This is a genomic window from Abyssisolibacter fermentans, from assembly GCF_001559865.1.
Taxonomy (GTDB): domain Bacteria; phylum Bacillota; class Clostridia; order Tissierellales; family MCWD3; genus Abyssisolibacter; species Abyssisolibacter fermentans.
In genome coordinates, this window is the sequence record NZ_LOHE01000070.1 from 1 (window position 1) to 26,121 (window position 26,121).

At 29.1% G+C, this 26,121-nt stretch carries 27 protein-coding genes and 1 other annotated feature; all 27 genes read right to left on the reverse strand.

The window, feature by feature from the left end:
* Positions 1-423: 423 nt before the first annotated feature.
* Positions 424-801 (reverse strand): RidA family protein, encoded by a 378-nt coding sequence (locus AYC61_RS13380; RefSeq protein WP_066503355.1) that lies wholly within the window; start codon positions 799-801, stop codon positions 424-426.
* A gap of 193 nt (positions 802-994) precedes the next feature.
* The gene (locus tag AYC61_RS13385) at positions 995-1,645 is read right to left on the reverse strand and encodes a helix-turn-helix transcriptional regulator (protein ID WP_066503357.1); all 651 of its coding nucleotides are present in this window, start codon (positions 1,643-1,645) and stop codon (positions 995-997) included.
* A 13-nt stretch (positions 1,646-1,658) separates the two neighbouring features.
* Positions 1,659-4,127 (reverse strand): leucine--tRNA ligase, encoded by a 2,469-nt coding sequence (gene leuS / locus AYC61_RS13390; RefSeq protein ID WP_066503358.1) that lies wholly within the window; start codon positions 4,125-4,127, stop codon positions 1,659-1,661.
* A 526-nt stretch (positions 4,128-4,653) separates the two neighbouring features.
* Positions 4,654-4,848, reverse strand: a binding site (T-box leader).
* A gap of 132 nt (positions 4,849-4,980) precedes the next feature.
* Positions 4,981-5,334, reverse strand: a complete 354-nt coding sequence (rsfS, locus tag AYC61_RS13395) for a ribosome silencing factor (RefSeq protein WP_242866797.1) — start codon at positions 5,332-5,334, stop codon at positions 4,981-4,983.
* Positions 5,335-5,363: 29 nt separating this feature from the next.
* A complete protein-coding gene (yqeK, locus tag AYC61_RS13400; RefSeq protein WP_066503359.1) occupies positions 5,364-5,945 on the reverse strand; it encodes a bis(5'-nucleosyl)-tetraphosphatase (symmetrical) YqeK in 582 nt (193 codons plus the stop codon).
* Positions 5,946-5,972: 27 nt separating this feature from the next.
* Complete coding sequence (nadD, locus tag AYC61_RS13405; protein ID WP_066503360.1) at positions 5,973-6,575, reverse strand: nicotinate-nucleotide adenylyltransferase; 603 nt, start codon at positions 6,573-6,575, stop codon at positions 5,973-5,975.
* 357 nt (positions 6,576-6,932) lie between these two features.
* Positions 6,933-7,124 (reverse strand): hypothetical protein, encoded by a 192-nt coding sequence (locus AYC61_RS13410; protein ID WP_066503362.1) that lies wholly within the window; start codon positions 7,122-7,124, stop codon positions 6,933-6,935.
* A gap of 253 nt (positions 7,125-7,377) precedes the next feature.
* Positions 7,378-7,671 carry a ribosome assembly RNA-binding protein YhbY gene (gene yhbY, locus AYC61_RS13415; RefSeq protein ID WP_066503365.1) on the reverse strand — a complete coding sequence of 98 codons (294 nt, stop codon included), beginning with the start codon at positions 7,669-7,671 and terminating at the stop codon, positions 7,378-7,380.
* A gap of 20 nt (positions 7,672-7,691) precedes the next feature.
* Complete coding sequence (gene obgE / locus AYC61_RS13420; protein ID WP_066503367.1) at positions 7,692-8,963, reverse strand: GTPase ObgE; 1,272 nt, start codon at positions 8,961-8,963, stop codon at positions 7,692-7,694.
* Between the two features lie 206 nt (positions 8,964-9,169).
* Positions 9,170-9,463 carry a 50S ribosomal protein L27 gene (gene rpmA, locus AYC61_RS13425; RefSeq protein ID WP_066503370.1) on the reverse strand — a complete coding sequence of 98 codons (294 nt, stop codon included), beginning with the start codon at positions 9,461-9,463 and terminating at the stop codon, positions 9,170-9,172.
* Positions 9,464-9,467: 4 nt separating this feature from the next.
* On the reverse strand, positions 9,468-9,803 hold the full coding sequence (locus tag AYC61_RS13430; protein WP_066503373.1) for a ribosomal-processing cysteine protease Prp: 336 nt from the start codon (positions 9,801-9,803) through the stop codon (positions 9,468-9,470).
* 15 nt (positions 9,804-9,818) lie between these two features.
* Entirely contained in the window at positions 9,819-10,130 is a 312-nt protein-coding gene (rplU, locus tag AYC61_RS13435) for a 50S ribosomal protein L21 (RefSeq protein ID WP_066503377.1), read from the reverse strand.
* Positions 10,131-10,247: 117 nt separating this feature from the next.
* Entirely contained in the window at positions 10,248-11,738 is a 1,491-nt protein-coding gene (locus AYC61_RS13440) for an Rne/Rng family ribonuclease (protein WP_066503380.1), read from the reverse strand.
* A 60-nt stretch (positions 11,739-11,798) separates the two neighbouring features.
* Positions 11,799-12,503 carry a TIGR03936 family radical SAM-associated protein gene (locus AYC61_RS13445; RefSeq protein ID WP_066503382.1) on the reverse strand — a complete coding sequence of 235 codons (705 nt, stop codon included), beginning with the start codon at positions 12,501-12,503 and terminating at the stop codon, positions 11,799-11,801.
* Positions 12,490-14,343: a TIGR03960 family B12-binding radical SAM protein gene (locus AYC61_RS13450; protein ID WP_066503384.1), complete on the reverse strand. Its 1,854-nt coding sequence runs from the start codon at positions 14,341-14,343 to the stop codon at positions 12,490-12,492. The genes AYC61_RS13445 and AYC61_RS13450 overlap by 14 nt, the downstream gene beginning before the upstream one ends.
* Positions 14,344-14,590: 247 nt before the next feature.
* Positions 14,591-15,451: a site-2 protease family protein gene (locus AYC61_RS13455; RefSeq protein WP_066503387.1), complete on the reverse strand. Its 861-nt coding sequence runs from the start codon at positions 15,449-15,451 to the stop codon at positions 14,591-14,593.
* A gap of 18 nt (positions 15,452-15,469) precedes the next feature.
* Positions 15,470-16,168: a M23 family metallopeptidase gene (locus AYC61_RS13460; protein ID WP_066503389.1), complete on the reverse strand. Its 699-nt coding sequence runs from the start codon at positions 16,166-16,168 to the stop codon at positions 15,470-15,472.
* Between the two features lie 188 nt (positions 16,169-16,356).
* Complete coding sequence (gene mgsA / locus AYC61_RS13465) at positions 16,357-16,752, reverse strand: methylglyoxal synthase (protein ID WP_066503396.1); 396 nt, start codon at positions 16,750-16,752, stop codon at positions 16,357-16,359.
* Positions 16,753-16,815: 63 nt separating this feature from the next.
* Positions 16,816-17,100, reverse strand: coding sequence for a cell division topological specificity factor MinE (minE, locus tag AYC61_RS13470; protein ID WP_066503400.1), 285 nt, complete (start codon positions 17,098-17,100; stop codon positions 16,816-16,818).
* 13 nt (positions 17,101-17,113) lie between these two features.
* A complete protein-coding gene (gene minD, locus AYC61_RS13475; protein ID WP_066503402.1) occupies positions 17,114-17,908 on the reverse strand; it encodes a septum site-determining protein MinD in 795 nt (264 codons plus the stop codon).
* Positions 17,909-17,920: 12 nt separating this feature from the next.
* Positions 17,921-18,544, reverse strand: a complete 624-nt coding sequence (gene minC, locus AYC61_RS13480) for a septum site-determining protein MinC (protein ID WP_066503404.1) — start codon at positions 18,542-18,544, stop codon at positions 17,921-17,923.
* Between the two features lie 265 nt (positions 18,545-18,809).
* Positions 18,810-22,193, reverse strand: a complete 3,384-nt coding sequence (locus AYC61_RS13485) for a penicillin-binding transpeptidase domain-containing protein (RefSeq protein ID WP_066503405.1) — start codon at positions 22,191-22,193, stop codon at positions 18,810-18,812.
* Positions 22,194-22,198: 5 nt separating this feature from the next.
* Positions 22,199-22,708, reverse strand: a complete 510-nt coding sequence (gene mreD, locus AYC61_RS13490) for a rod shape-determining protein MreD (protein WP_066503406.1) — start codon at positions 22,706-22,708, stop codon at positions 22,199-22,201.
* A gap of 2 nt (positions 22,709-22,710) precedes the next feature.
* A complete protein-coding gene (gene mreC / locus AYC61_RS13495) occupies positions 22,711-23,562 on the reverse strand; it encodes a rod shape-determining protein MreC (protein ID WP_066503407.1) in 852 nt (283 codons plus the stop codon).
* Between the two features lie 14 nt (positions 23,563-23,576).
* Positions 23,577-24,650 (reverse strand): rod shape-determining protein, encoded by a 1,074-nt coding sequence (locus AYC61_RS13500; protein ID WP_066503413.1) that lies wholly within the window; start codon positions 24,648-24,650, stop codon positions 23,577-23,579.
* 28 nt (positions 24,651-24,678) lie between these two features.
* Positions 24,679-25,374, reverse strand: coding sequence for a RadC family protein (gene radC / locus AYC61_RS13505; RefSeq protein ID WP_066503414.1), 696 nt, complete (start codon positions 25,372-25,374; stop codon positions 24,679-24,681).
* Positions 25,375-25,529: 155 nt separating this feature from the next.
* The gene (locus AYC61_RS13510; RefSeq protein WP_066503417.1) at positions 25,530-26,117 is read right to left on the reverse strand and encodes a Maf family protein; all 588 of its coding nucleotides are present in this window, start codon (positions 26,115-26,117) and stop codon (positions 25,530-25,532) included.
* Between the last annotated feature and the right edge of the window lie 4 nt (positions 26,118-26,121).

Sequence of the window (26,121 nt, forward strand, 5' to 3'; positions counted from 1 at the left end):
AAACAGCAAACATCATAATAGTATTATAGCCTTTTCTCCCCTTATTAGAATATCTAGCAGTCAAGCTAGAAAAATTTAATCCTCCAGTATTTTTTTAAGGGAATAGACTGGGTCGGTGGCTGGTAATCCTATTTGATACAGATTAAAGTTAATTACCTGTTGCCCTTTCTCAAAAAATTCATTATAATAGATATTATTCATGGTAATTACATTATACAATGTAACGGGAAGAAGATGGTTATTTTTGACCATCTTTTTTCTTTTTTTAAATAAATTTTATTTTTAATTAAAAAATCAGTATAACTCTTACAGTGATGAGTCATACTGACTTTTTTATATAACTATTTCCCGACAGCTCCCTTTAATAGTTCGTTATCTTTTAACATTCCTATTTATTATTTTCACAATAAACTTAAAGTAAAATTACTCTATAACAGCTATTGCTTCTATTTCAACATTTGCACCTAATGGTAATTTACCAATTTGTACGCAAGATCTAGCTGGTTTGTGATCTTTGAAATATTGTCCATATATTTCATTGATTTGTCCAAATTGAGCCATATCTTGAATAAATACAGTTGTTTTAACAACATTCTCTAATTTAGCACCAGCTTCTTCTAATACAGCCTTTAAGTTTTCTAAAGATTGACGAGCTTCTGCTTGGATATCGCCTTCAACAAGTTTTCCTGTTGCAGGATCTAGTGGTATTTGTCCTGATGTGAATACCATGTTTCCTACTTTCATTCCTTGTGAATAAGGTCCTACTGCATTTGGTGCTTTTTCTGTATAAATTACGTTCATTATTATAACCTCCTATGTATTTAAATTAATAGTTTATCACTTTATAGTATACCATTTTTATTAGATAAAACAAGCAAATTATTAAAATTTCTGTGCCGATTCTTTTTTTGAATCGGCACAATTTTAGCAAATAGCTAAATTTTATTCGAGTAAATTACTTACTCTTAAAACGAAATGAGATGAATTCTTTATTTTATCTGCCTTCAGCCCTTATTTCATCTAGATAATTATAAACAGTATATCTTGATACACATAAAACTTCTGCTACATATTCTACTGCACCTTTTATCAAAAAAGTTCCTTTTTCATCTAGCTGTTTTACTATATTTACTTTTTCATCTTTATTAAGATATGCTATTGGCTTTCCTAAACTACTTAAAACTTTTTCAACAACTGAATAAAGAATATCATTAATGTTATTACTATAAGTTTCTTCTTCCTTTTCCATACTATCCTCAAGAGTTTCAACCATTTCATTTATAACTTTTTTTGCTACTACAAACTCTGTTATATCATAATTAATACACATACATCCTACTACTTTATCTTTTTCATCTTTTATGAAAATAGTCGATGACTTCAAGGTTCTACCATCCGAAGTAACTGTTTTATATTTTATTAAATCATTTTCATACTCTTTATTTCTGACTGCCTTAAGTCCTCTTTCGGTTAAGGGGCTTCCTAATTCTCTCTCTGTAACATGTCCGTTTACAATAGCAATAACCGATTTTCGAGGGTCTATTAAATCATGTAAAACAACTTCACAATTCTGCCCAAAGGTTTTTGCTATACCCTGTATTATAGGAATCATATTTTTTAAAATAGGATGAATGTCTTTATTCATAAATATCACCTCATCATTTAATAACTATATTCACAAGTTTGTTAGGAATTGCTATAACTTTAACTATCTGTTTTCCTTGTATGAATTTTTGTATTTTATCATTTTCTAGAGCTATTTTTTCAAGGGCAGCTTTATCTATTCCACTAGCTACATCTAGTTTTACTCTAACCTTTCCATTTACCTGCACTACTATGTTAACTGTATCTTTAACGATTGCTTTTTCATCATATTCAAGCCATTTTTGATCATGTATACTTTCTTTATTACCAAGCATGTTCCATAATTCTTCTGTTATAAATGGTGCAAATGGTGCTAACGTTATTAATATTGTGTCTATAGCTTTAGATAGCAATATATTTCTTACTTCTTCATTACCTTCTACTTCTTTATATTTATAAGTTTCATTAACAAGAGTCATTATACTACTAATAGCTGTATTAAAATTAAATCTCTTTTCAATATCAATTGTAACCTTCTTAATAGCATTATTTATAGAATATCTCATCTCTTTGTCAGTATTATCTAGCTTAGTCATGTCTAAATCATCTTGTTTGTTGTATCTATCTACTGATTCTTCAACTAGTCTATAAACTCTATTTAAAAATCTATAACAACCCTCTACACCTTGGTCACTCCATTCTAAGTCTCTTTCCGGTGGAGCGGCGAATAATACGAATAATCTAGCTGTATCTGCTCCATAATTATCAATTATTTCTTTAGGACTTACAACATTTCCTTTAGATTTTGACATCTTTGCTCCATCTTTTAATACCATACCTTGTGTAAGAAGATTTTCAAAAGGTTCATCTACTGGTGATACACCTATATCATACATGAATTTTGTAAAGAAACGAGCGTATAATAGATGTAGTATGGCGTGTTCAACTCCTCCAATATATTGATCAACCTTCATCCAATAATTAGCCTTTTCTTCATCAAAAATTTTCTCATTATTATTTGCATCTGTATATCTTAAGAAATACCAAGATGAATCTACAAAGGTATCCATTGTATCACTTTCTCTTCTAGCAGGTTTACCACACTTAGGACATGTAGTGTTAATAAATTCTTCACATCCTTCTAGTGGAGAACCTTTAGTACCTTTAAATTCTACTGTTTTTGGATGTAATACAGGTAGTTGATCTTCAGGTACAGGTACAACTCCACAGTCTTCACAATAAATCATTGGTATTGGTGTTCCCCAAAATCTTTGTCTTGATATTAACCAATCTCTTAATCTAAAGTTTATTGTTTTCTTTCCAATACCTGCACTTTCTATATAATCAATTATTTCTTTTATAGCAACACTTGCTTTAATGCCGTCATACTTTCCTGAATTTATCATAACTCCATCGCCAGTATAAGGCTCATTAAGCTCACCTTTTACTTCATCAGAAGTAATAACTTGCTTGATTTCAATATCATACTTCTTAGCAAAATCAAAATCCCTTTGATCATGAGCTGGTACAGCCATTATAGCTCCGGTACCATAATCAATCAATACATAATTTGCAATATATATTGGTATTTGTTTTTCAGTTAAAGGATTTATCGCGTATCTACCTATAAATACACCTTCTTTTTCAGTATCAGTAGATGTTCTTTCTATTTCTGATAAGTGGTGCATTTTTTCTATAAATGTATTTACGGTTTCTTCATACTCAGAGCCTGATACTAATTCCTTAACATATGGATGCTCTGGTGCCAAGACCATATAAGTAGCTCCATAGATAGTATCAGGTCTAGTTGTAAATACCTTTAATGCTTTATCTGAATCAGCTATTTTAAAATCTACTTCAGCACCCTCACTTCTACCAATCCAGTTTTTTTGCATTATTTTAACTTTCTCTGGCCATCCTTCTAGTTTCTCAATATCATCAAGTAATTTCTGTGCATAATCTGTAATTTTAAAATACCATTGATCAAGTTCTTTTTTTGTTACTGCTGTATCACATCTCTCACATAACCCATTTACAACCTGCTCATTTGCTAAAACAGTTTTACATGAAGGGCACCAATTAACTGCATAATTTTTCTTATAAGCTAATCCTTTATTATAAAATTGTAAGAATAACCACTGTGTCCATTTGTAATAATCTTGATCACATGTAACAGCCTCTCTCTCCCAATCATAAGCTAATCCCAATTCTTTTAATTGTACTTCCATTTCTTTAATATTTTCATTTGTCCATTTATCTGGATGAACACCATGTTTTATAGCTGCATTTTCAGCTGGTAATCCAAATGCGTCAAATCCCATTGGATGTAGAACATTATATCCTTTCATATTTTTAAATCTAGCAACTACATCACCAATCGAATAGTTTCTTACATGTCCCATATGAATTTTCCCTGATGGATATGGAAACATCTCTAATTGATAAAATTTTTCTTTTGATTTGTCTTCTTTAGTTTTGAATACATTTTTTTCATCCCATGCTTTATTCCATTTTTTCTCTATTTTTCCGAAATTATATGGCATAATATCCCTCCTATTGTTTTTAATAAATGGTTAGTTGTAAAAACTACCAATATAGTTACTAGGTAAACATCTAATGTTTCTTTGAAAGCGTGACTTCAAGAGTTCGTTTCTTTATCGCCTTTAAGTAGAGAAACAAAATCTACGATTTTGAGTGAATCACTTACTGCTAGGAACGCAGTGAGTAGTGAGTTTCTTATCTACTAAAAGAAACGGGCTCTTGTCTGAACCGTCAAAGATTATACACATATTGAAAAAACTATATGATAACGTGTAGAGATGGTTCCCCTCACCAAAAACTTATGAGCTAAACATTAAAGTCATCCACATTTTTTATATTTTAGTTTTGCAACTGCCTATTTTAAATAAACTATAACATTCTAACAAAGTCCGTCCTCACTCAATAGACTTATGAACTTACACTATTTGGTTGAAACTCCTACTCATTTTATTCTTATGAGTAAGCGATTCACACCTAATTAAGATTTATGTCTTCTACTTGAAATCAAAAAAGCCTCTCATCCCTTAGTATAGGGACGAGAGGTTTTTCCCGCGGTACCACCCTTATTAGCCTTTCGGCTCGCTTAGGTAGTCTTTTAATGGTGACTAGCCAATATATCTAAATACTCAAAGCAAGTTCGAAAGATTATTTTATCAGTTTCCACCAACCACTGATTCTCTATAAAAACAATACATTTCTACTAATCTTTAGCGATATATTAAATCTTGATTGTTTATTCATACCTACAAACAAGATTAAATAGTCATAATATATAAGGTGTGTTTATATTTATAAAAAGAATTATATTAGACTTAAAGTTCCCTTAAAATTGTAATTAAAGACATTATACAGATTTTATATGATATTGTCAATATCAATATTTTCTGCATCTACCCAAAGTCTGTCTAAATTATAAAAATCCCTATCTTCTTTATGAAATATATGTACTACTACGTCTCCTAAGTCCATCAAAATCCACCTACCACTCCTATAACCTTCAATATTTAATACATTAAATTCATTATCTTTCATCTTTCTTTCTACTTCATCTGATGCTGATTGTACCTGTCTTTCATTATTGGCACTACAAATCAAGAAATAATCAGCTATTGAGCTTAATTCGGAAATATCTAACAATTTAATATCGAATGTTTTTTTATTTTGAACAGCTTCTATTGCTTCCTTCAACATATGCTTAATCTTTGCCACTTAATAACCTCCTAATTATTGTTTATTCATTATATGTACGAAATATTATTTTGTAACAGATAGTTTCTAGCTTCTACAGTACGTATGTGTAAGTATTGATTTTTTTGTATTAAAAATTTTATAGTATTATCTAATGCTTTTAATATAGCTAAATCTAAATCTCTAAATGAAAGTTTCCTTATTTCTTCTACTCCGCAAAAGTCTCTAGCAGGCTCAATATAATCAGCTAAAAATACTATTTTTTCAAGTCTACTCATATTTTCTCTTCCAGTTGTATGATATCTTATAGCATTTATTATATCCATATCTTTTATATCATATATATTTTTTGCTATACAAGCTCCTAGTTCTGCATGCATAAGTTCCTTTGTATCTTTAAAATAATCATTTCGTATTATACCAAATTTTTTTGCGTTTTTCAATAATAATTCATCGTCTATAAACCTACCGCAATCATGTAATAAACCAGCAATCTCAGCTTTTTTCTCATCTTCTCTATGAACTATTGCTAATCTTTTTGCAGTATCCATAACTCTGACAGAATGATCAAACCTCTTACCGCCAATATCTTTAATTAATTGATCTTTATATTTTTGAATTAATTCATACATTTTTAACTCCCCTATTATTATCCCAGATTATTTATATAGTCCATATTTGTAAATGTAATTTCTAACAGCTTCAGGCAATAAATATCTTATGCTACAGTCTTTTTTAACTCTATCTCTAATCTCAGTAGAAGATATTTGTAGAGAAGTAGTAGACATTTCATAAATCTTTGTATTATACTCTTTTTCTAATCTCTCTATTTCTTTTTCCATGTCTTTAAATTCAAAACCAGGTCTTGTAGCCGCAATAAATTTGCATTCATTTATTAATTGACCTATATTTTTCCATGTTGATAGCTGCAAAAGAGCATCTGCTCCAGTTATAAAGTAAAATTCCTTTACTCCAGTCCTTAATTTCTTTAACTCTTTCACCGTATCAATAGTGTAACTGATTTCTTTTTTATCTAATTCTATAGTTGATACTTCAAAATACGGATTAGAACCTGTCGCAATTAAAGCCATTGCATACCTATGTATTGACTGAGTTATGTTTGAGTTATTTTTATGTGGTGGCAAGCCAGTTGGCATAAATATTATCTTATCTAGATTTAATCTTGTCCTAACTTCTTCAGCTACAAACAAATGACCAAAATGTATAGGGTCGAAAGTTCCACCCATAATTCCACATCTCATTTTAAATCACCCCTTATCTAAGGATCAATTTGTACCTTATCATTATATAATATTTTGTCAAATATCCAAAGGTTTAACCATGATTATTTATATCCATTTATTAATGAACCACCATCTTGTAATTATTTTTTTACTCACAAAGCCTGACTCTAAAGAAATCAAACCAATAAATTCTTTAGAAGCTACATGGCATTTTGGGACCACGACATTGATACCTATATTTTTTCATCCACATACAATCAATAAAATATAAACGTCTCTGTAGAAAGCTTTCGCACAAAAACATTGAGCCACTCTTCCCTCAAAAATTTACCTTAGCTATAAAATAAATGGGACAGAAGTTCCGTCCCTTAAAGTTTAATTACTATCTATATAGTCTTTAATTTTTTTGATTTCTTTCTTATCTGAACAAGTAAGCTCATTACTAATTTCTTCTTCAAAATTTTTAAAATAAGCCTTAAAGTCCTTAACTCCCTTATGATCATATTTAATGCATCTGAAGCCTTTATTCATTAGTTCTTTGACCTTATTAAGCTTTTGATCTTTCACATTAACAACTCCTTCAAACGATATATTAATTATTATATATATCATTATTCAAAGGAGATTGTTTTATACTTACTTAAACCCAGATTATTCATAGAAAATTAAATACTCTACTTCATCTTTCTGTTTAGAAGATATCCATTAAATTCTCGACATACCATCTGGGTTAAAGCTTAATTAATTTGAACTCCTCATATCAAAAGTTGTATTGACCAACTTTAAAACTTATATATAGTGTTATATATTGTAACATTTTTTAATTTGGTAATTCAATTTTTTTGTTTTCTTCTGATTCTCTATAAATAACAAATTTACTTCCAATACTTTGAACAAATTCTGCATTTACTCTATCAGCTACTTCATTAGCAGCTTCCTTTGTATCTAAGAAACTATTATTTAATACCTTAATTTTTATTAATTCTCTAGCTTCTAAAGCTTCTTCAACTTGATTTATAAAAGCCTCTGTTATACCATTTTTCCCTAATTGAAAAATAGAATCTATATTATTAGCTATTTTCTTTAGATAGCTTCTTTGTTTTCCAGTTATCATTTTTTGCTACCTCCCATATTTTAGAAAAAGAACTCAAATTCATACCCACAAATATCTACAACATCTTCTTCCTTTACTCCTAGTTTTTCCAACTCTTCTATTATTCCTTTTTCTCTTAATCTTTTTTGGAAATACCTGATAGAATCCATATCATCAAAGTTTGTAGAATCTAGTAACTTCTGAACAAAATTACCTTCAACTATAAACTTACCATCCTGGGCTTTTACAACGTAATCTTCCTTAGTTGGATTCTCAAATGTCACTTCTTCTACTTTTATAATAGGTTCTAAATCAGGAGCATTTTTTAATTCTTCCCATATTTTAAACTTTAGTTCTTCAACACCTTTTCTAGTCGCTGCTGACAATTTCATAACTACATAGCCTTTAGGTTCTAATTCTTCTTTAAGTGCTGTATAACCTTCTTCTGCTCCTGGTATATCCATTTTATTAGCAACTACTATCTGTGGTCTTTCTAATAATAATGAATTATACTCTTTTAATTCTTCGTTAATTTTATAAAAATCTTCAATTGGATTTCTGCCTTCGTGTCCAGATACATCAATCATATGAACTAAAATCTTTGTTCTCTCTATATGTCTTAAAAACTCATGTCCTAACCCTATCCCTTTATGAGCTCCTTCAATAAGCCCTGGAATGTCTGCCATTACAAAGCTTTTATTTTCTCCAATCCTTACCATGCCTAAATTAGGTTTTAACGTTGTAAAATGATAGTTTGCTATTTTGGGTTTTGCATCAGACATAATAGATAGTATTGTTGATTTTCCAACATTAGGAAAACCAATAAGACCTATATCTGCTAGTAATTTAAGTTCTAATATAATATTCCTTTCTTCTCCTTTTGTTCCACCTTCAGCAAACCCAGGTGCTTGTCTAGTAGCAGTAGCAAATTTTGCATTTCCTTTACCACCTCTACCACCTTTTGCTATAACAAAAGTTTGATCATTTTCTGTCATATCTGCTATTACTTTATTAGTTAGTTCATCTCTAACAATTGTTCCTGCTGGAATTTTTATTATCAAATCCATTCCTTTTTTTCCAAACTGGTATTTTTTTCGTCCATTATCTCCGTTTTGTGCGCAATATTTTCTTTTGTATCTAAAATCCATAAGTGTTCTTAATCCTTCATCTACTTGAAGAATAACATTACCACCATAACCTCCATCTCCTCCTGCTGGTCCTCCAGAAGGTTCAAACTTTTCTCTTCGCCATGCAACAGCACCGTGTCCGCCATTGCCACCTTTAACAAAAATTTTTGCCTTATCTATAAACATATTTATCATCCTTACTCAGTTTATTAGACTGTATTTTATATCATTATATATTATTCCTTTAGAAAATAAATATATTAAAATGAAATCTAATATATTTAAAAATTTATTTTAAGCTAATAAAATAACTAGTATCATTAAAAAAATCCTATGTATAAACGAAATATTGTTTTCTTTAAAAAAACCTACCAAATTTGGTAGGTTTTTGTTTATGCTTGAATAGCTTCTTTAGAATAAACACTTACTTGCTTTCTAGCTTTACCTTTTCTCTCAAACTTAACTATACCATCAACTACTGCAAATAATGTGTCATCTCCACCTTTTTTAACATTGTTTCCTGGATGTATTTTTGTTCCTCTTTGTCTAACTAAAATATTTCCAGCTAAAACAAATTGTCCGTCAGCTCTTTTAACTCCAAGTCTTTTAGATTCACTATCACGACCGTTTTTAGAGCTACCAACACCTTTTTTATGTGCAAATAACTGTAAATTTACTCTTATCATCTTCTTACACCTCCCTGTATTTGAGAGTTACATATTCCGGATAATTTTCAATAATACTCTTAATTCCAATAATTACTGTATCCATAACTATGTTTACTTTATATCTCTTTTCACTATCAATTTCAGCTGGTATGACAAATTCCATAAAGCCATCATCATCTATCTTATACTCTACATCAATTTGACACACTTCTTGTAAAGAATTTAGGGCAGTATAGCTGAGTATTGAAATAGCAGCACATATTATATCTCTACCACTTTCTTCATACCCAGAATGACCCTTTGCTCTATACTTTGTTACATAATCTTCACTATTAAGAAAAAGCTCTATTCTAATCATATCACTTTCCTATAATTATAAACTGATTTTTTCAATCATAACCTTTGTATATGGTTGACGATGTCCTTGTTTATTTCTATAATCTTTTTTAGGCTTATATTTAAAAACTATAACTTTTTTAGCTTTACCGTTTTCAACTACTTTACCTTCAACACTAGAACCATCTACATAAGGTTTTCCAACTGTTATTTTGCCTTCATCAGATAATAAAAGTATTTTGTCAAATTTAACACTTTCACCTTCATTTACATTTAACTTCTCAACAAAAACAGTATCTCCTTCTTGAACTCTATATTGCTTTCCACCTGTTTCTATAACTGCATACATTATAAATACACCTCCTCAAACCAGTCTCGCCAATATAAGGTACTTAATAGTTAACCCATATTGAGCGGCTACCTACAGATTTAAATTGTAACAAATAATTTGCATTTTGTCAAGCTTTTAAATTAGTTTTTCAATTTCCTTTTTACTTCCCATTTTTAATATTTTAATTTCATTTAAATCGACTGATGAATCTTTAAAATATATATTTATATTAAAAGCATCACTAATTTTATTCAAATCATCTAAATGTCTCTTGTTAAGAATATCATGAAAATATGGATGTATTGCAAATAGAACATTGTTAACACAAGTGTGCATACTAATTCTTCTTACCTCATTTTCTATTTTACGTACTATTTCATACTCCGAAAAAATTTTCCCCGTATCTTCACAACTTGGACATGCTCTAAGAAGTCTGGCACTTAATCTTTTGCCTGTTTTTTTCCTAGTCATTTCTACTAATCCTAATTTGGTCATTCCTAATACAGTAGTTCTTATCCTATCATTCTTCAAAGCTTTCTCAAGCTCATTTATCACCTGTTTATCATCTTCATCACTATACATATCTATAAAATCTATTATGATTATTCCACCAATATTTCTAAGTCTTATTTGTCTAGCTATTTCACAAGAAGCTTCTATATTAGTTTGTAAAACAGTGTCTTCTAAATTTGAACTACCAATATATTTTCCAGTATTGACATCTATAACCGTCAAAGCTTCTGTCTCATCAATCACTAAATATCCACCACTTTCAAGCCAAACTTTCTTTTGTAAAGCATTATCTATTTCAGCCTGTATTCTATAGTAATCAAATATACTTTGCTTTAAATCAAAATATTCTATTCTATCACTTAGCATGTTATTATAAGCCTCTATTTGCTCTAGTATATTGTTGTACTTGTCCCAATTATTTATTACCAATTTATTTGTTTTAAAAGAAAAAATATCTCTTACAACTCTTTCTACTAAATCTAACTCCTCATAAATAATCTTAGGCGCTTTACCAAGATTTTTTTCTCTTAATATTCTTTTATGCTTCTTCTTTAAATATGCTAAATCTTTGTCGATTTCTTCTTGTGTTTTTCCTTCTGCTACGGTTCTCATTATAAGACCAAATTTATCATCCTTTAATATTTCTGCTATATCTTTTAACCTTATTCTCTCTTTCTCATCCGTTATTTTCCTTGATATCCCGATATATTCAGTTGATGGCATATATACTAAATATCTTCCCGGAAAAGTAATTTGTGTAGTCACTCTAGCCCCTTTAGAGCCATACGCTTCTTTTATTACCTGAACTATTATTTCTTGTCCTTTTTTAACAACTTGCTGTATTGGTGTTTTATTGATATCAAATGTTTTATTGTCAATAATATCATCCGAAGATACAGCATCTGCAACATATAAAAAAGCATTTTTAGCAAGTCCAATATCTACAAAAGCTGCTTGCATACCTGGCAAAACATTTACAACTCTACCTTTGTATATATTACCTAATGTTCTTTTGGTGTCTTTTCTTTCTATATAAAGCTCAACTAGTTGATTGTTTTCCATAATAGCTGCTCTCTTTTGATTAACACCAACATCAATTATAATTTCATTCATATAATCTCTCCCTAGATAAATATAACACACCTGTTTTGCTCTTGCTATGAAGAATATTAATTACGCAATGGGCAAAATAGCTTCCCCATTATTTTCAATAAAAAGCTCTATTCTCTGAATTTTTACGTCTTCTCTGTTTATTTTCAAATCTCCATATCTTTCAAATACATCTATTAATGCCTCTGGTTTTAAATTTCCATCACTTCCTGTTCTTAATGTACTCTTTACCACAGCAGTATTATTGTTAAACATTAATATTTCTATGTTCTTTATTAGATTCCTTATTTCTACTTCTCGTCTAATTTTTTTCCCCTTTTTTCTACTAGTCTTTGTATACATTATTGATTCTTGAGATAAAACCTTATCAATAATATCTTGCAAAGATTCTTTGTTCATATTTTCATCAAACTTTAGCTCTATGACATATTGAGACCATCTTATCAAACTCATTATCGATTTTTTATCGTTCACATATGATACTTTAATAATTTTGATACCATCAGGTAATTTATCATTTAAACTTTTTATAAACTGCTGCTCAGGAATATGTTGACTAAGTTCAATATCTACATATTCACCTTCACTCTCTACACCTAAAGATAATGCGGTCGCAAATGATATCCTTGGCTGTGGATTAAATCCTTGTGTATATACAACAGGGATATCAGCTCTTCTTAAAGCTCTATTCATTAATCTCATCAAATCCAAATGAGAAATGTATTTTAAATGTCCACTTTTACTGAATTTTGATCTAATCACATTCATTACAAACACCACCATCAAACGCCTTATTTATTCCACAAGAAGTACATCCTTTTCTACAATCTCTTGTAATTTCTTCTTTTTTAGCTTTTTCATTTTCGTTGATTAAATACTTTTTGCTTACTCCTATATCTACAAAATCCCAAGGTAGTACTTCATCATAATCTCTTTGTCTATTTGCATAAAATTCAGGATCTATATTAGTCTCCTCGAAAGCTTCCATCCATTTATCAAATTTAAAATGATCAGACCATCCATCAAATTTACAGCCTTTTTCCCACGCTTTTATTAAAACTTCTGATATTTTTCTATCTCCTCTGGCAATTACCGCCTCTAAGAAACTTAATCTTGCATCATGTGTATTAAATTTAATCTTTTTATCTCTTATTTCTTTTCTTAGCATTTTTTGCTTTCTGTCAAATTCTTCAATAGTATTTTGACCATACCATTGAAATGGAGTAAATGGTTTTGGTACAAAGCATGAAGCACTGGTTGTTATTTTTAAATTGCCTTTTAATTTATCTTTTGGAACAGAAAAAAATAAATCTTTAACCTTATACGATAAATCCTTTATACCCAAGACGTCTTCATCTGTCTCTGTTGGAAGACCAATCATAAAATATAGCTTAACTGTTGACCAGCCTTGTTTAAATGCATCACTAACAGAACTAATCAAATCTTCTTCATTTATGCCTTTATTAATTACATCTCTTAATCTTTGACTACCCGCTTCAGGCGCAAAAGTTAGCCCAGTTTTTCTTATTTTTTGTATTTCTTCAATTATTTCCATTGAAAACGAATCAAGTCTTAATGATGGTAACGATAATCCTATTCTTTTGTCCTTAAATTCTTCAATCAATGTAACTACTAAATTTTCTAGATCTGAATAATCACTTGTACTTAATGAAGATAAGGATATTTCTTCATGTCCTGTGGTTTTTACCAATTTTTTAGCTAAAGCTACCAATGTATCTGTTTTTCTTTCTCGAACTGGTCTGTAAATCATTCCAGCTTGACAGAATCTACATCCCCTAGTACATCCTCTAAATATTTCAAGCATAATCCTGTCATGAACTGTTTCTATATAAGGAACAATAAATTTGTCTGGATAATATGTTTGATCCAAATTTTTTTGTATTCGTTTTTTTATTGTCTTTGGACACCCATTTACTATTGGATTCATTTCCTTTATAGTTCCATCTTCATTATAATCAACTTCATAAAAAGATGGAACATATACACCTTCAATTTTAGAAACCATTTTAAGAAAATCAACTCTTGAAGAATTTTCTTTTTTAAATTTCCTATATAATTCCATGATTTCTACAAGAGAATCTTCGCCTTCTCCTAAGACAAAAAAATCTATTATTCCTGCTAAAGGTTCTGGATTATATGCACATGGACCGCCAGCTATAACAAAAGGATGCTCTTCATTCCTTTGAGTAGATAACAAAGGAATATTTCCCAAATCAAGCATGTTGAGTATGTTAGTATAGCTCATTTCATATTGTAACGTAAAACCTACAAAATCAAATTCTCTTAATGAGCTTTTTGTCTCTAGCGAAAACAATTCTACATGATTTTTTTTCATTTCTTCTTCCATGTCTAACCAAGGAGCAAAAACTCTTTCACAATAAACATAATCTTGATTGTTTAAAATATTATATAAAATATGCATACCTAAATGAGACATTCCAACCTCATATACATCTGGAAAACAAAATGCAAACCTTATATCTACATCATTTACATCTTTAACAACACTATTTACTTCGTTTCCAATATATCTAGCTGGTTTTTCAACCTTAATAAGGATTTTTTCCAATTTGTCATTAAATATCATTCAATCACCTACATTCTTAACTTTTGTATATAGATTATTATTTTTTAACCTTGTCATTGATTAAATTATTAATAATATGAGTTAAATAAAACCTCACCTTAATTATATTAACATTTTTTCTCTAAACAAACTACTAAAATAATAATATTATACCTGATTATTTATATAATACACAATAATATGCTGTATATTTAAGCAGAAAATCTAAATTTTAATTTAGTGTGACTCCTATGAAGGAAATGGGGCGTTATATTAATTCTTTCAACAAAACATCAAATCCATGTTTGAAAACCCCTTCTATTAACTCTTCCTCACTTAAAGAACCAACTAATTCACCATATTTATTTATTATAATAATTATATGATATCTCCTAGGTAATAATTTATTCAAAATTCTATTAACCTTTACATTCTCTAAACTTACAATAATATAAGCTTTTAATACTTTCTTCTTCATTATGTTCTTTTTTCTATTTGCTAGTCCATTAATAAAATTAAACGATGTCCTTTCTTTTTCTTTAAGTGCAATTTTTACGATATAAGCCATAATAAACACTACAATTATACCTTTATTAAATACAATAAAACTATATAAACTTATTATTATAAAGATAGCACTTAAACTATATGTAATATATAGCACTATTTTGGTACCTAATTTAAAACCAAAAAAATAAGTAAATATTGCTCTTAACACTCTACCGCCATCTAGTGGCAGCATTGGTAATAAATTAAAAACTGCCATATATAAATTGTAACTCACTAATTGATTTATGAAGTTATTTCCCAAAAAAATTTTTTCGCAAAGTTTCAATGTTAATACAAATAAAATGTTGCCTAAAGGACCCATTATGCAAATTAAACTTTCCTTCTTAGGGTCTAATCCAATAAATTCATCAAAATTGAAAACACAACCAAATAGAAAAATATTCAACCTTCTTATTTTAGTATTCATTAATATAGCACCAATACCATGAAAAAATTCGTGTATAAATATAGTAAATATTATAGCTATAACATTTATTTCAAAATAAAAAAGAAAAAATATTAATAACAAAACACTTTGATTAACATTAATCGAAAAATCTCTAAATTTAAATATTTGCATATATACTTAACCCATTCCTTAATAATAATTATTATATAATCTTTTTAATGGGTCAATTGGTTTACCATTTTCCCAAATCTCAAAATGGAGATACTTGTTATCTTTTTTGCCTATAATTCCTATTTTCTCTCCTTTTTTAATTTTTTGACCTATTTCAGCATATATTTTATCTAGCCCTTGATATTTACTCTGTATATTTTCATGATGAATTATTATAAAGTTTCCCTTTAGTTTTTCATATCCAATATCTTCAACTATACCATTGTCTATAGCAACGACTTCTTCATCATATGGCTTAATATCAATACCACTATTATTTATTGTTATATTACTTGATTTTTCAATTCTGCCAAAATTTCTATACAGCTTTCCTGCAATAGGTTTTTCTACATTTGTTTCAAGCTTATCTTCATTCAAATTAAAAACATTGATATTATTATTTGATTTTTCTTTCAGCCCTTTGAAAAATTCTACTATTGACTTACTATTTTCTATAAAGTCATAATCATATTTAACTGTTTTATCTACAAGTTCAACCGCTCTTTGAGTATTACTTGTATCAATCTTTTTTAGTACAATAATGCATAAAATAATAATGATACATACAATTATTTTTTTAAGTTGACTTAAATAAAAATTTTTGTTTTTTCGATTGTAATAATAATTATTTCTCTTAGTTTTTTTCATTCTATAGGGTAAAACACCTTTTCTTTTCATAATACACCGTCCTATCCCAAGTATATTTCTTATAATATCTTTATTTAAATAATTATTATTTTATTACTTTATATTTATTATCTGTTATGTTTTAGATTGATACTCCTATCATTCAATGAGTAATTAAGCGGTAGATTTCTTTGCTTAAAAAAAAGGAGCAGTTTCACATTAAACCGTCCTTCCTTTATTTAGTCTATAATATTTCTCCAATTTAAATTACCACTTTCTAAAGCCTTTATTAGTATTTCAGCTGTTCCTAAGTTTGTTGCTAAAGGTATATTATGCACATCACACAATCTCATTAAAGCTAATATATCTGGTTCATGTGGCTGTGCTGTAAGTGGATCTCTTAAAAAAATTATTAAATCCATTTTATTTTCCGCAACTTTACTGCCTATTTGCTGGTCTCCTCCAAGTGGTCCTGATAAAAATCTATAAAGCTTTAAATTAGTAGCTTCTATAATTCTTTTTCCAGTCGTTCCAGTAGTAAATAAGCTATGATTCTCTAAAATTTTCTTGTAGGCTATTGTGAAATTGACCATATCTTTCTTTTTTTTGTCATGTGCTATTAGTGCAATGTTCATATATTACCCCCATCTTCTAAACTAGAATAACAATTCATTTCAAAAAATCTCTAGTAAATATTTCTACTCTATTGAACCCTCTTTCATTTTAACAATTGGTATGTTAGCAATAAGAGCAGATGTTGTCATTTCTCCTTCGCAACCTTTACTTCTAGTTACTTGTATATCTAAACCTTCTTCATCTATTACCATATAATCAGAAATAACCTTAATTATATCTCCTTTTAACATATCAAGAAATTTAGGAGAAATATTTGTTCTGTCATGAATTAATACAAGTCTTAACCTTTCTTTTGCAACATTTTTACTATTACTATTACTTTTATTAAATATACTTGTAAAACTCATTTAAATCCCTCCTTTAGTTCCCAAATATTTTCTTTCTAAGTTTATATAGCATTCCTCTTTTTACTTCCAAGTCTATAAATTCTACTTCTTCACCTAATATTCTCTTAGATATGTTTCTGAAAGATCTACCAGACAATGCATTCTGCTCAGTTACTACTGGTTCTCCTTTATTTGTAGATATAACAATTGCTTCATCATCAGGAACTATACCAATTAAATCAATAGCTAGTATATCTATCATATCTTCTATGTTCATCATATCTCCACGAGCAACCATTTCTTGTCTAATTCTATTCACTATTAACTTTGGATTATGTAAACCTTTTGCTTCTAGTAATCCTATAATTCTATCAGCATCTCTTACAGCTGAAATCTCTGGTGTAGTAACAATAAATGCTCTATCAGCACCTGCTATAGCATTTTTAAATCCTTGTTCAATGCCGGCCGGACAATCAATTATAACAAAATCAAACATTTCTTTTAGTTCATCTACTAAAATTTGCATCTGCTCTGGTGAAATTGCCGTCTTGTCCTTTGTTTGAGCAGCTGGTAATAGAAATAATCCCTCATGTCTTTTATCTCTTATCAGAGCTTGCCTTAATCTACAATTTTTTTCCACAACATCAACTATATTATAAACAATTCTATTCTCAAGCCCCATTACAACATCTAAATTTCTTAGTCCAATATCAGCATCTACTACTACTACCTTTTTATCAAATATCGAAAGCCCAGTACCTATGTTAGCGGTAGTAGTCGTTTTTCCAACTCCACCCTTACCTGATGTTATTACTATTGCTTCTCCCACGTAATTTACCTCCTATAATAATAAATTTTTCTGTAAACACGGCTCTATTACTACAATATCTTCTTTTATACTTGCTACAGCAGACCATTTAATTTTCTTATTTTGATTATCGGGGCTTCTAGCTATAATATCAGCGATTCTTAATTGTGATGATTGCAAATTATTACAAGCAATTATTGCACCTCTATTTCCTTTACAACCAGCATGAGCAATTCCTCTGAGAGCTCCTAAAATAATTATATTCCCACCAGCAATAACCACAGAACCTGAATTAACATCACCTAATATTACCAAGTTCCCATTATATTTTATTGTTTGTCCAGACCTTATGGTTGTCCGAACAAATTTAGTCATACCTTCATCAATGTTTTTATGAAATAAACTTTTATTTATCTCTTTTTTTTCAACAGATAAATCTATATCAATGCCATGTTTTTTAGTTACTATATATTCTATTGTTTCTTTCTCTTTATCAGTTAGCTTTCTTCCAATAAAGTTAGTAACCTTGCCTCCATTAAAAAAATTTTTTGCACTGTCTAGCTTTATATCAAGCTCTTTTATTATTTCATTAAAATCTCCATCTTTTATATATATACTTAGACCATCTTTATTTCCTTTAAATATAACTAGACTCATTTTTCTCCTCCAATAAGCTCATCTGCATATGTAATGTATTCTTCATATCAAGAATTAATTCCTTCTAAAGCTACTAAAAAAGTAATCTTTAGGTATAAATAACTAGTCTGTAACGCTACTGTTAAAAATACATTTACATTTATTTATTTACATTTCATATGTCTTGTTTTTTATAAATAGTCATCATTTTTAAATTTTAAGAAATTTTTCTAAAATAACAAATATAATCAAGATACAAGTACTATATAAAAGACTAACCGAACAATTATTCAGCTAGTCTTGTTCTCAAGCTTATACTATCTTCTTTATTATTTAATCCTAAATATTGTGCAATTATATCTTTAGCAACTGGACCAGAAAATCCCCCGTGACCTCCTTGAAAAATAACTGTAGCTACAGCTATCTGAGGATCATCATACGGAGCAAAGGCAACAAACCATGAATAATCATCATATTTTTTACCAGTAGCAGGGTTAACACCATCTTTTTCTGCTGTACCTGTTTTTACTCCTACTTGTACTGGAAAGTTCCTAAATATAGATCTAGCAGTACCCTCAGTAGCAGCCATATTCATACCTTTTTTCACATAATCTAAATATCTATCATCTTTTAATTCAACCTTTTTAGCTGTTTTTTCATCTTTAGAAATTTCTTCTCCGTTAATATCTTCTATTCTTTTTACTACACTAACATCATGCTTATACCCTCCATTAGCAAGAGTAGCAATATAATTTGCAATCTGAATAGGTGTATATGAGTTTTGACCTTGCCCAATAGCTATATTAAATGTATCTGCTAACTTCCATGAAGATTGATTTAAATATGTGTGTTTTACCATATCTACTAAGTTTATTTTTATACCTTCAACCTTCTTATCGGGTATAAATCCAAAATTGTTTAGCCTTGAATAAACTTCTCCTCTAGTCAGTAGATATTCACTATCAACCCAGCTTACAATTTCTTCTATTATTTCAACATAACGCATATCATCTATTACAATATCATCTTTTTTGTAATATTTTAAATTGTTTTTTAAATATCTTCTTAACGCTCTCTTTGTCATGTTGATTTTTGTAAAAGGATCTGGTACACCGACATTTCTTTCAGCTGGAATATCAATCTCAATACCTGTTTTGTCATTTAAACCAAATTGCGTTGCAACATCTAAAATATCTTCTATTTCTATTTTGGTACCAATATTTTTATTCGTTCTAAGGTTTTTCCCTGCCGCGAGCGTATAGAAATAATAGTTACATGAATCTTTAATAGCTTTAAATAAGTCCGTAGGACCATGAGTACGTCTAGATGAATTCCATATCCAACAGCCAAATGGTTGATTACCAAGCTCTACATAACCTAATGCATTAATTTTTTTATATGGATCCATACCTTTTTCTAATACAGCTAAACCTGTTATCATTTTAAAAACAGAACCAGGTTGTATAGCTGTTTGTAAAGCTATATTATATAAAGGTCTTGGTGCTAATGGATCCTCTTCATTTTCTGGTTTTAAGCTTTCCCAATCCTCATATGAAATACCTGTTACAAATAAATTAGGGTCATATGACGGATAATTTGCTAAAGCTAATACTTCACCTGTTTTTACATCTATTGCTACTACTGCTCCAGATGTAGCGTTTACAAGCTTCCTACCATCTTTTTTTTCTGGTTTATAATTATAATTTCCCCATTTACTTTTATATTCTCCTGCTATCTGTATTTGCTCTAATGCTTGTTTTAAAGAAGCTTCAGTAACTTTTTGAAGCTTGGCATCAATAGTCAAAAATAAATTATTACCAGGAACTGCTTCCTTCTCCTCAAGTACTTTAAGAGTATTTCCTCCTACATCAACTTCAACCTTTTTGTACCCATTTTCACCTTTAAATAATTGTTCATATTTTTGTTCTATACCTGTCTTGCCAATTATATCATCAGGAAAATATTTTAGTTCATTAATATATTTTTCTATTTCTGAAGTTTGAGCTATTTTACCTAGATAGCCTAATAAATGAGCTGCTGTTTTTCCCATAGGATAATATCTTGTAGGATCAATAGATACTTTTACCCCAGGTAATTCAAAATTATTTTCCATTATTCTGGCAAATGTAGAATCTTTTATACCATTTGCAATATTAACAGGTTGATATGCAGTATAAACTTTTCTGTTTAACTGCTGAATTATTGACATAATATATCTTGCTTCATAGTCACTTAAATCTTCATTTATATCATATTTTTCTCTTAATTTTTCAAAAACTTCCTTTTCACTGGAATTTCTATTTATACCTATTGATTTATATTGTTCAAGCCATTGAGCTTTATTTATTAAAGGCACATAATCCCATTTTGCTATTGATATCTTAGGATTTATCCCTTTATTTAAAATTTCCTTTTGTAAAAGATATTTTATAGAATCATTCGTTACAAAACTCTCCATGCATGAAGTTCTTGTAAAAACATCAGTCTTATCATTTTCTACAATATATTGAGTTTTAAGTGCTAAATATATCAAAGCATCTATTGGTTCCATTTCACTTTCAAAACCGTATTTAGATAAAAAAGTAATCTTATCGTTATTATTGGTATATTTAAACACCACTTTATCATTTTCAATTTCATACATGATAGGTATATTAGTACTGTTTTGATTCAATAAATCAAATAACAGCTTTGCAGGTATAAATTCACTATTTTTTTCACTACCTATTACTACTCTACCTAAAATATTTTTCATAACACCAGATTCAATAGCAATATAAACAAAATCTGATACTGCAGTGGTATTCATAGTTATCCCCGAAAATTGTTTCATAAGACCTTTTTTAATATCTTTGTACTCATTATCATAAGTTAATTGAAAGTCATTAAATACATAGTTTGTATCAAGTCCATTTTGCATGAGTAATTCATAAACCATCTCGGACATAATAGGATGCTTAATCATATATCTAACTTTTTTCTCATTATTTTTCAAGAAATAGACAATAGATTCTTTAGCATTAAGATTATTGGGTATATTATGACTTTTTTTCCATTCACCTATGTTTTTGTCGCTATCAAATTCTATTTTTACATTATTAAAATCATCTAAATAACAGATTAATGGTGCTTCTTCATTTTTTTCTTCTATTTCTAGTATTGCCCTTTTTGCAGCATAAAAAATATGTTCACCATCGCTGTTTACATTTTTTTTATATTTGTTTAGCAATTCTCCCAGTAAATTATTCTGAATAATAATATCAGCAATTTCTTCATAGATATCATTATCATCAAAATTTGGCTCAGCATATGTTATAACATTAAGAACAATAGGAAATTCATTAACATATTGTTCTCCTTCATCATCTAATATTCTCAGCAAATTTAATGCAGTTTTGTTCCTTTGTTTTTTATCAACTTGGTCCTTAATTATTTGAACTGTAAATGTTGGCTTGTTTCCTGCTAATAATCTACCATATCTATCTCTAATTTCACCTCTAGCAGGTCTAATAGGCAATTCTTGAACTCTCATCGAATCAGCTTTTTCCTTATATTCTTCACCTTGAACAAGAGTTAAATTAGCCAATTTTAAAAACATAGCAATAAAAGCTATGAATATAAAGCTAATTAAAATAGTATATCTATTTTTAAATTTAGCAATTAATTTCAATTAAATCAACTCCTTTGCTTTCCTATAAATCTTAATTTAGGAGTTTTTATAAGTTTGGTTATTGTTCTAAATATAAAAATACTTAATATAGAATTATAAAGTGATTCAAGTATAAACATACTTTTAAATATTTCGAGATAATTCATATCATAATTATTTAAATAAAAAAATAGTGTTTGACATAAATTGCAAAGTATAGTGGCGATTATTGTAAATATAAATGGTGTTAACATAGTACTTGTAAATACCTTTTTGTTAAACATACCACTACCATAACCTATTAAAAAGTATATAAGAGCAAATACTCCTAATGCACTCCCAAAAATAATGTCATATAAAAATCCCAAAACAATACCAATTGTAGCACCTGTCTTACTTCCTTTAAGTAAAGCAAAACATATTATTATTACTAAACACAAATTTGGAACAATGCCGAAAATTGCAAAATATTGCAAAACAGTTGATTGTAATAGAAATGAAAACAAAACAATTGTTCCAATAACTAAACCTCTCAAAATTACTGCCCCCTTGACTTCTGAGTTACTATCATAACTTCATTAATATTCTTGAAATCAATAGTCGACTTAACTTCTATTCGTTTTATTAAATCTTCACTATTTTTATATACCTCTGATATTTCACCTATATATAATCCCGGAACATATACTTTTCCCATACCAGATGTAATTAGCTTGTCTCCAATTACAATATCAGATTTTGCATCAAAAAGTATTCCATTTAACTTTTGATCTAAATTCCCTGATACTATACCATTATCTTGAGTTCTAATAACTTTAAAACTAACATTACTTCCTTTATCTATAACAGCTAAAACCTTTGACCAAGTTTCTTCAACCTCAACAACTCTTCCAACCAAGCCAGCTTCTATTATATCACCATCTAATCTAACTCCATAAATTACTGCATCACCTTTTTTTACTCCATCCTTAGAACCTTTATTAACAACAAATCTGTTAAACCAATTTCCCGGGTCTTTGCTTACAACACGTGCATTTATATACTCAAAGTTGCCTTGTTGTATTAATTCTAATTCATTTTTTAACGCATCCATTCTACTAATAATATCACTCATAACTCTATTTTCTTCTTCAAGCTTAGCAACCTTTAACTTTAACTGAATATTTTCTTGTTTTGTTTGAGAGAAATTAGCTATAGAACTAAATGTATTAGCTATAGATTGACTGGTATTATATAGGAATCCTTGAATTGGAGTTATTATCTTTCCTGTAAAACTTTCAATTGAAGTACTTTGGTATTTTTCTTGAGATGTTATTATTATAATAATAATGAGAATGATAGCAACACTTGCTACTATCATTCTATTTTTATATTTTTTAAAAATCTTCATTATTAATCACCAACCTAGCTTCTTCTAGTGTTAGTAGACACCTTTTTTAGCATATCAATATCCTCAACTGCTTTACCAGTTCCTAAAACTACACAATCTAACGGAGTTTCTGCTATATTTACAGGCATCCCTGTTTCTTTGCTAATAAGCTTATCTAATCCATTCAATAATGCTCCACCACCTGTAAGCATTATACCAATTTCCATAACATCAGCTGCTAGTTCAGGAGGCGTTTTTTCAAGAGTATATTTTACAGCTTCAATTATACTTGATACTGGCTCTTTTAAAGCTTCATAAATCTCTTTAGATGTAATATCCATAGTTTTTGGTAATCCTGATATTAAATCTCTACCTCTAATACTCATTGAATCTTTTCTGGATAACACTAGCTTGCCCTCTGGGTCAAACTTTTCTAGTTTAGATTTGCTAATTAATGCTGAACCTATTTTAGTTTTAATTTCTTCAGCAGTTCTTTCACCAATCATTAAATTATAATTCTTTTTAATAAACTGTATGATTGATTCATCCAGTTCATCTCCACCAACTCTGATTGATTTACTAGTTACTATACCGCCTAAAGATATAATTGCAACTTCAGTTGTACCTCCACCTATATCAACAACCATACTTCCAGTAGGTTCTTGAACTGGTAGGTTTGCTCCAATAGCTGCTGCCATTGGTTCTTCTATCAAATAAGCTTCCCTTGCACCAGCTTGATGTGCTGCTTCCTCTACTGCTCTTTTTTCAACTTCAGTAACTCCTGATGGAACACATACAACTACTCTTGGCTGAACAAAAGAACTCTTTTGTGTAGCCTTTTTAATAAAATGTTTTATCATATTCTGGGTGATGTCAAAATCTGCTATTACTCCATCTTTCATAGGTCTAATAGCAACAATGTTCCCAGGTGTTCTACCTATCATTTTTTTAGCTTCAGAACCAACTGCCAATACATCATTTGTTTTAGTCTTAACAGCAACAACTGAAGGCTCTCTTACTACTATACCCTTACCTTTTACATAAACAAGTGTATTAGCTGTTCCTAAATCTATTCCCATATCTTTTGAAAAAAAATTGAATAATCCCATTATTTTACTGCTCCTCCTTATGCTTATCCTATAATAAACCTTTTTCTTTAAAACTGATATATCTTCCATTTCCTATTATTACATGGTCTAATACATTTATACCCAAAATCTTTCCACATTCTATCAACCTATTAGTAATACTTACATCTTCCTTACTTGGTTTAGGATCACCACTTGGATGATTATGAACTAGTATCATTGAAGCACTACTTTTTTTTATAGCCATCTTAAAAACTTCCCTAGGATGAACTATTGATGAGTTTAAATCTCCAATTGATATATTTTCCATGCTTATTATTTGATTTTTCGTATCTAAAAGTAAAACTCTAAAATGTTCTTTTTTAAGATGTCTCATATTTTCCATTAAAAGATTCGACACATCATCAGGTGAACATATTTTATATTTGTAAGTACTAGAACAAGAAACTGTTCTCTTACCTAATTCAACAGATGCTAATATCTGAGCAGCTTTACATTTTCCTATTCCTTCAATAGTCATCAATTCTTGTAATGAGCAATCATTTAAAAAAGCTAGTCCTATTTTGTCTAGTGCCAAAATGCCTTGCGCTAAATCCAAGGCAGATTTTTTCTTGCTTCCTGTCCTGATTATGATTGCAATAAGCTCTGAATTAGATAAAGTATGACATCCATATTTATATAATTTTTCTCTCGGTCTTTCATCAATAGGTAAATCCTTAATCGCATATTTTACATTTTCACTCATAAACAAACCCTTACCTTTAATACAAAATAAATTTATTATGCATCATATTAGTTTATGTCTTTTGTCATATGTCATATGTCGAATATTATTTTGACCTTGATTATTTCAAATCGATTTTAGTTCCCTGCTCATAATATTTAAATTTCTATAAATAATTAGTATGCATTTAATAATTCAAAATCAAAATACTGCCTTAAAATATCATCCAGTTTAGAGATAGGTAATCCAACAACGTTAGAATAAGAACCATTTATATTTTTAATAAAAGCAGCGCTTAATCCTTGTATTGCGTAACTTCCAGCTTTATCAATATATTCTCTTTTATTTAAATAATTTTCTATTGTCCTATCACTAAGATTTTTAAATTCTACTATAGTTTTCTGATAGTCTACAATCTTCAAAACAGTACCTTTTTGTAAAACAGCAATCCCAGTGAAAACACTATGCTCTTTACCAGAAAGACTTTTCAACATCTCATAAGCATGTTCTTTATTTTTAGGTTTCCCTAATATCTGACCATTATACACTATTGTATCAGCTGCAATAATAATATCTGAGTCCGTAACTTTATTTGACACATCTAGTGCTTTTTGTAAAGCTAAAGACATAGCAACAATTTGAGGTTGTTCATTACCATTAATTTTTTCAGTAATATCACTGGTAACAACCTCTAATTCAAAATCATATTTAGAAAGTAATTCAAATCGCCTTGGTGAAGCTGAAGCTAGAATCAATTTTTTCACTCTA

Coding starts and splice junctions, on each gene's coding strand:
- mgsA (WP_066503396.1), bottom strand. CDS start 16,752: ATGAACATTGCACTAATAGCACATGACAAAAAAAAGAAAGATATGGTC.
- AYC61_RS13500 (WP_066503413.1), bottom strand. CDS start 24,650: ATGGGATTATTCAATTTTTTTTCAAAAGATATGGGAATAGATTTAGGA.
- rpmA (WP_066503370.1), bottom strand. CDS start 9,463: ATGATAAGAGTAAATTTACAGTTATTTGCACATAAAAAAGGTGTTGGT.
- AYC61_RS13445 (WP_066503382.1), bottom strand. CDS start 12,503: ATGAATGTGATTAGATCAAAATTCAGTAAAAGTGGACATTTAAAATAC.
- AYC61_RS13430 (WP_066503373.1), bottom strand. CDS start 9,803: ATGATTAGAATAGAGCTTTTTCTTAATAGTGAAGATTATGTAACAAAG.
- obgE (WP_066503367.1), bottom strand. CDS start 8,963: ATGTTTATAGATAAGGCAAAAATTTTTGTTAAAGGTGGCAATGGCGGA.
- mreC (WP_066503407.1), bottom strand. CDS start 23,562: ATGAAGATTTTTAAAAAATATAAAAATAGAATGATAGTAGCAAGTGTT.
- leuS (WP_066503358.1), bottom strand. CDS start 4,127: ATGCCATATAATTTCGGAAAAATAGAGAAAAAATGGAATAAAGCATGG.
- minE (WP_066503400.1), bottom strand. CDS start 17,100: ATGAGTTTTACAAGTATATTTAATAAAAGTAATAGTAATAGTAAAAAT.
- AYC61_RS13460 (WP_066503389.1), bottom strand. CDS start 16,168: ATGAAAAGAAAAGGTGTTTTACCCTATAGAATGAAAAAAACTAAGAGA.
- AYC61_RS13450 (WP_066503384.1), bottom strand. CDS start 14,343: ATGATATTTAATGACAAATTGGAAAAAATCCTTATTAAGGTTGAAAAA.
- AYC61_RS13440 (WP_066503380.1), bottom strand. CDS start 11,738: ATGAATGAAATTATAATTGATGTTGGTGTTAATCAAAAGAGAGCAGCT.
- minC (WP_066503404.1), bottom strand. CDS start 18,544: ATGAGTCTAGTTATATTTAAAGGAAATAAAGATGGTCTAAGTATATAT.
- yqeK (WP_066503359.1), bottom strand. CDS start 5,945: ATGTATGAATTAATTCAAAAATATAAAGATCAATTAATTAAAGATATT.
- AYC61_RS13385 (WP_066503357.1), bottom strand. CDS start 1,645: ATGAATAAAGACATTCATCCTATTTTAAAAAATATGATTCCTATAATA.
- nadD (WP_066503360.1), bottom strand. CDS start 6,575: ATGAGATGTGGAATTATGGGTGGAACTTTCGACCCTATACATTTTGGT.
- AYC61_RS13380 (WP_066503355.1), bottom strand. CDS start 801: ATGAACGTAATTTATACAGAAAAAGCACCAAATGCAGTAGGACCTTAT.
- AYC61_RS13455 (WP_066503387.1), bottom strand. CDS start 15,451: ATGCAAATATTTAAATTTAGAGATTTTTCGATTAATGTTAATCAAAGT.
- yhbY (WP_066503365.1), bottom strand. CDS start 7,671: ATGATAACTGGAAAACAAAGAAGCTATCTAAAGAAAATAGCTAATAAT.
- radC (WP_066503414.1), bottom strand. CDS start 25,374: ATGAGTGAAAATGTAAAATATGCGATTAAGGATTTACCTATTGATGAA.
- rplU (WP_066503377.1), bottom strand. CDS start 10,130: ATGTATGCAGTTATAGAAACAGGTGGAAAGCAATATAGAGTTCAAGAA.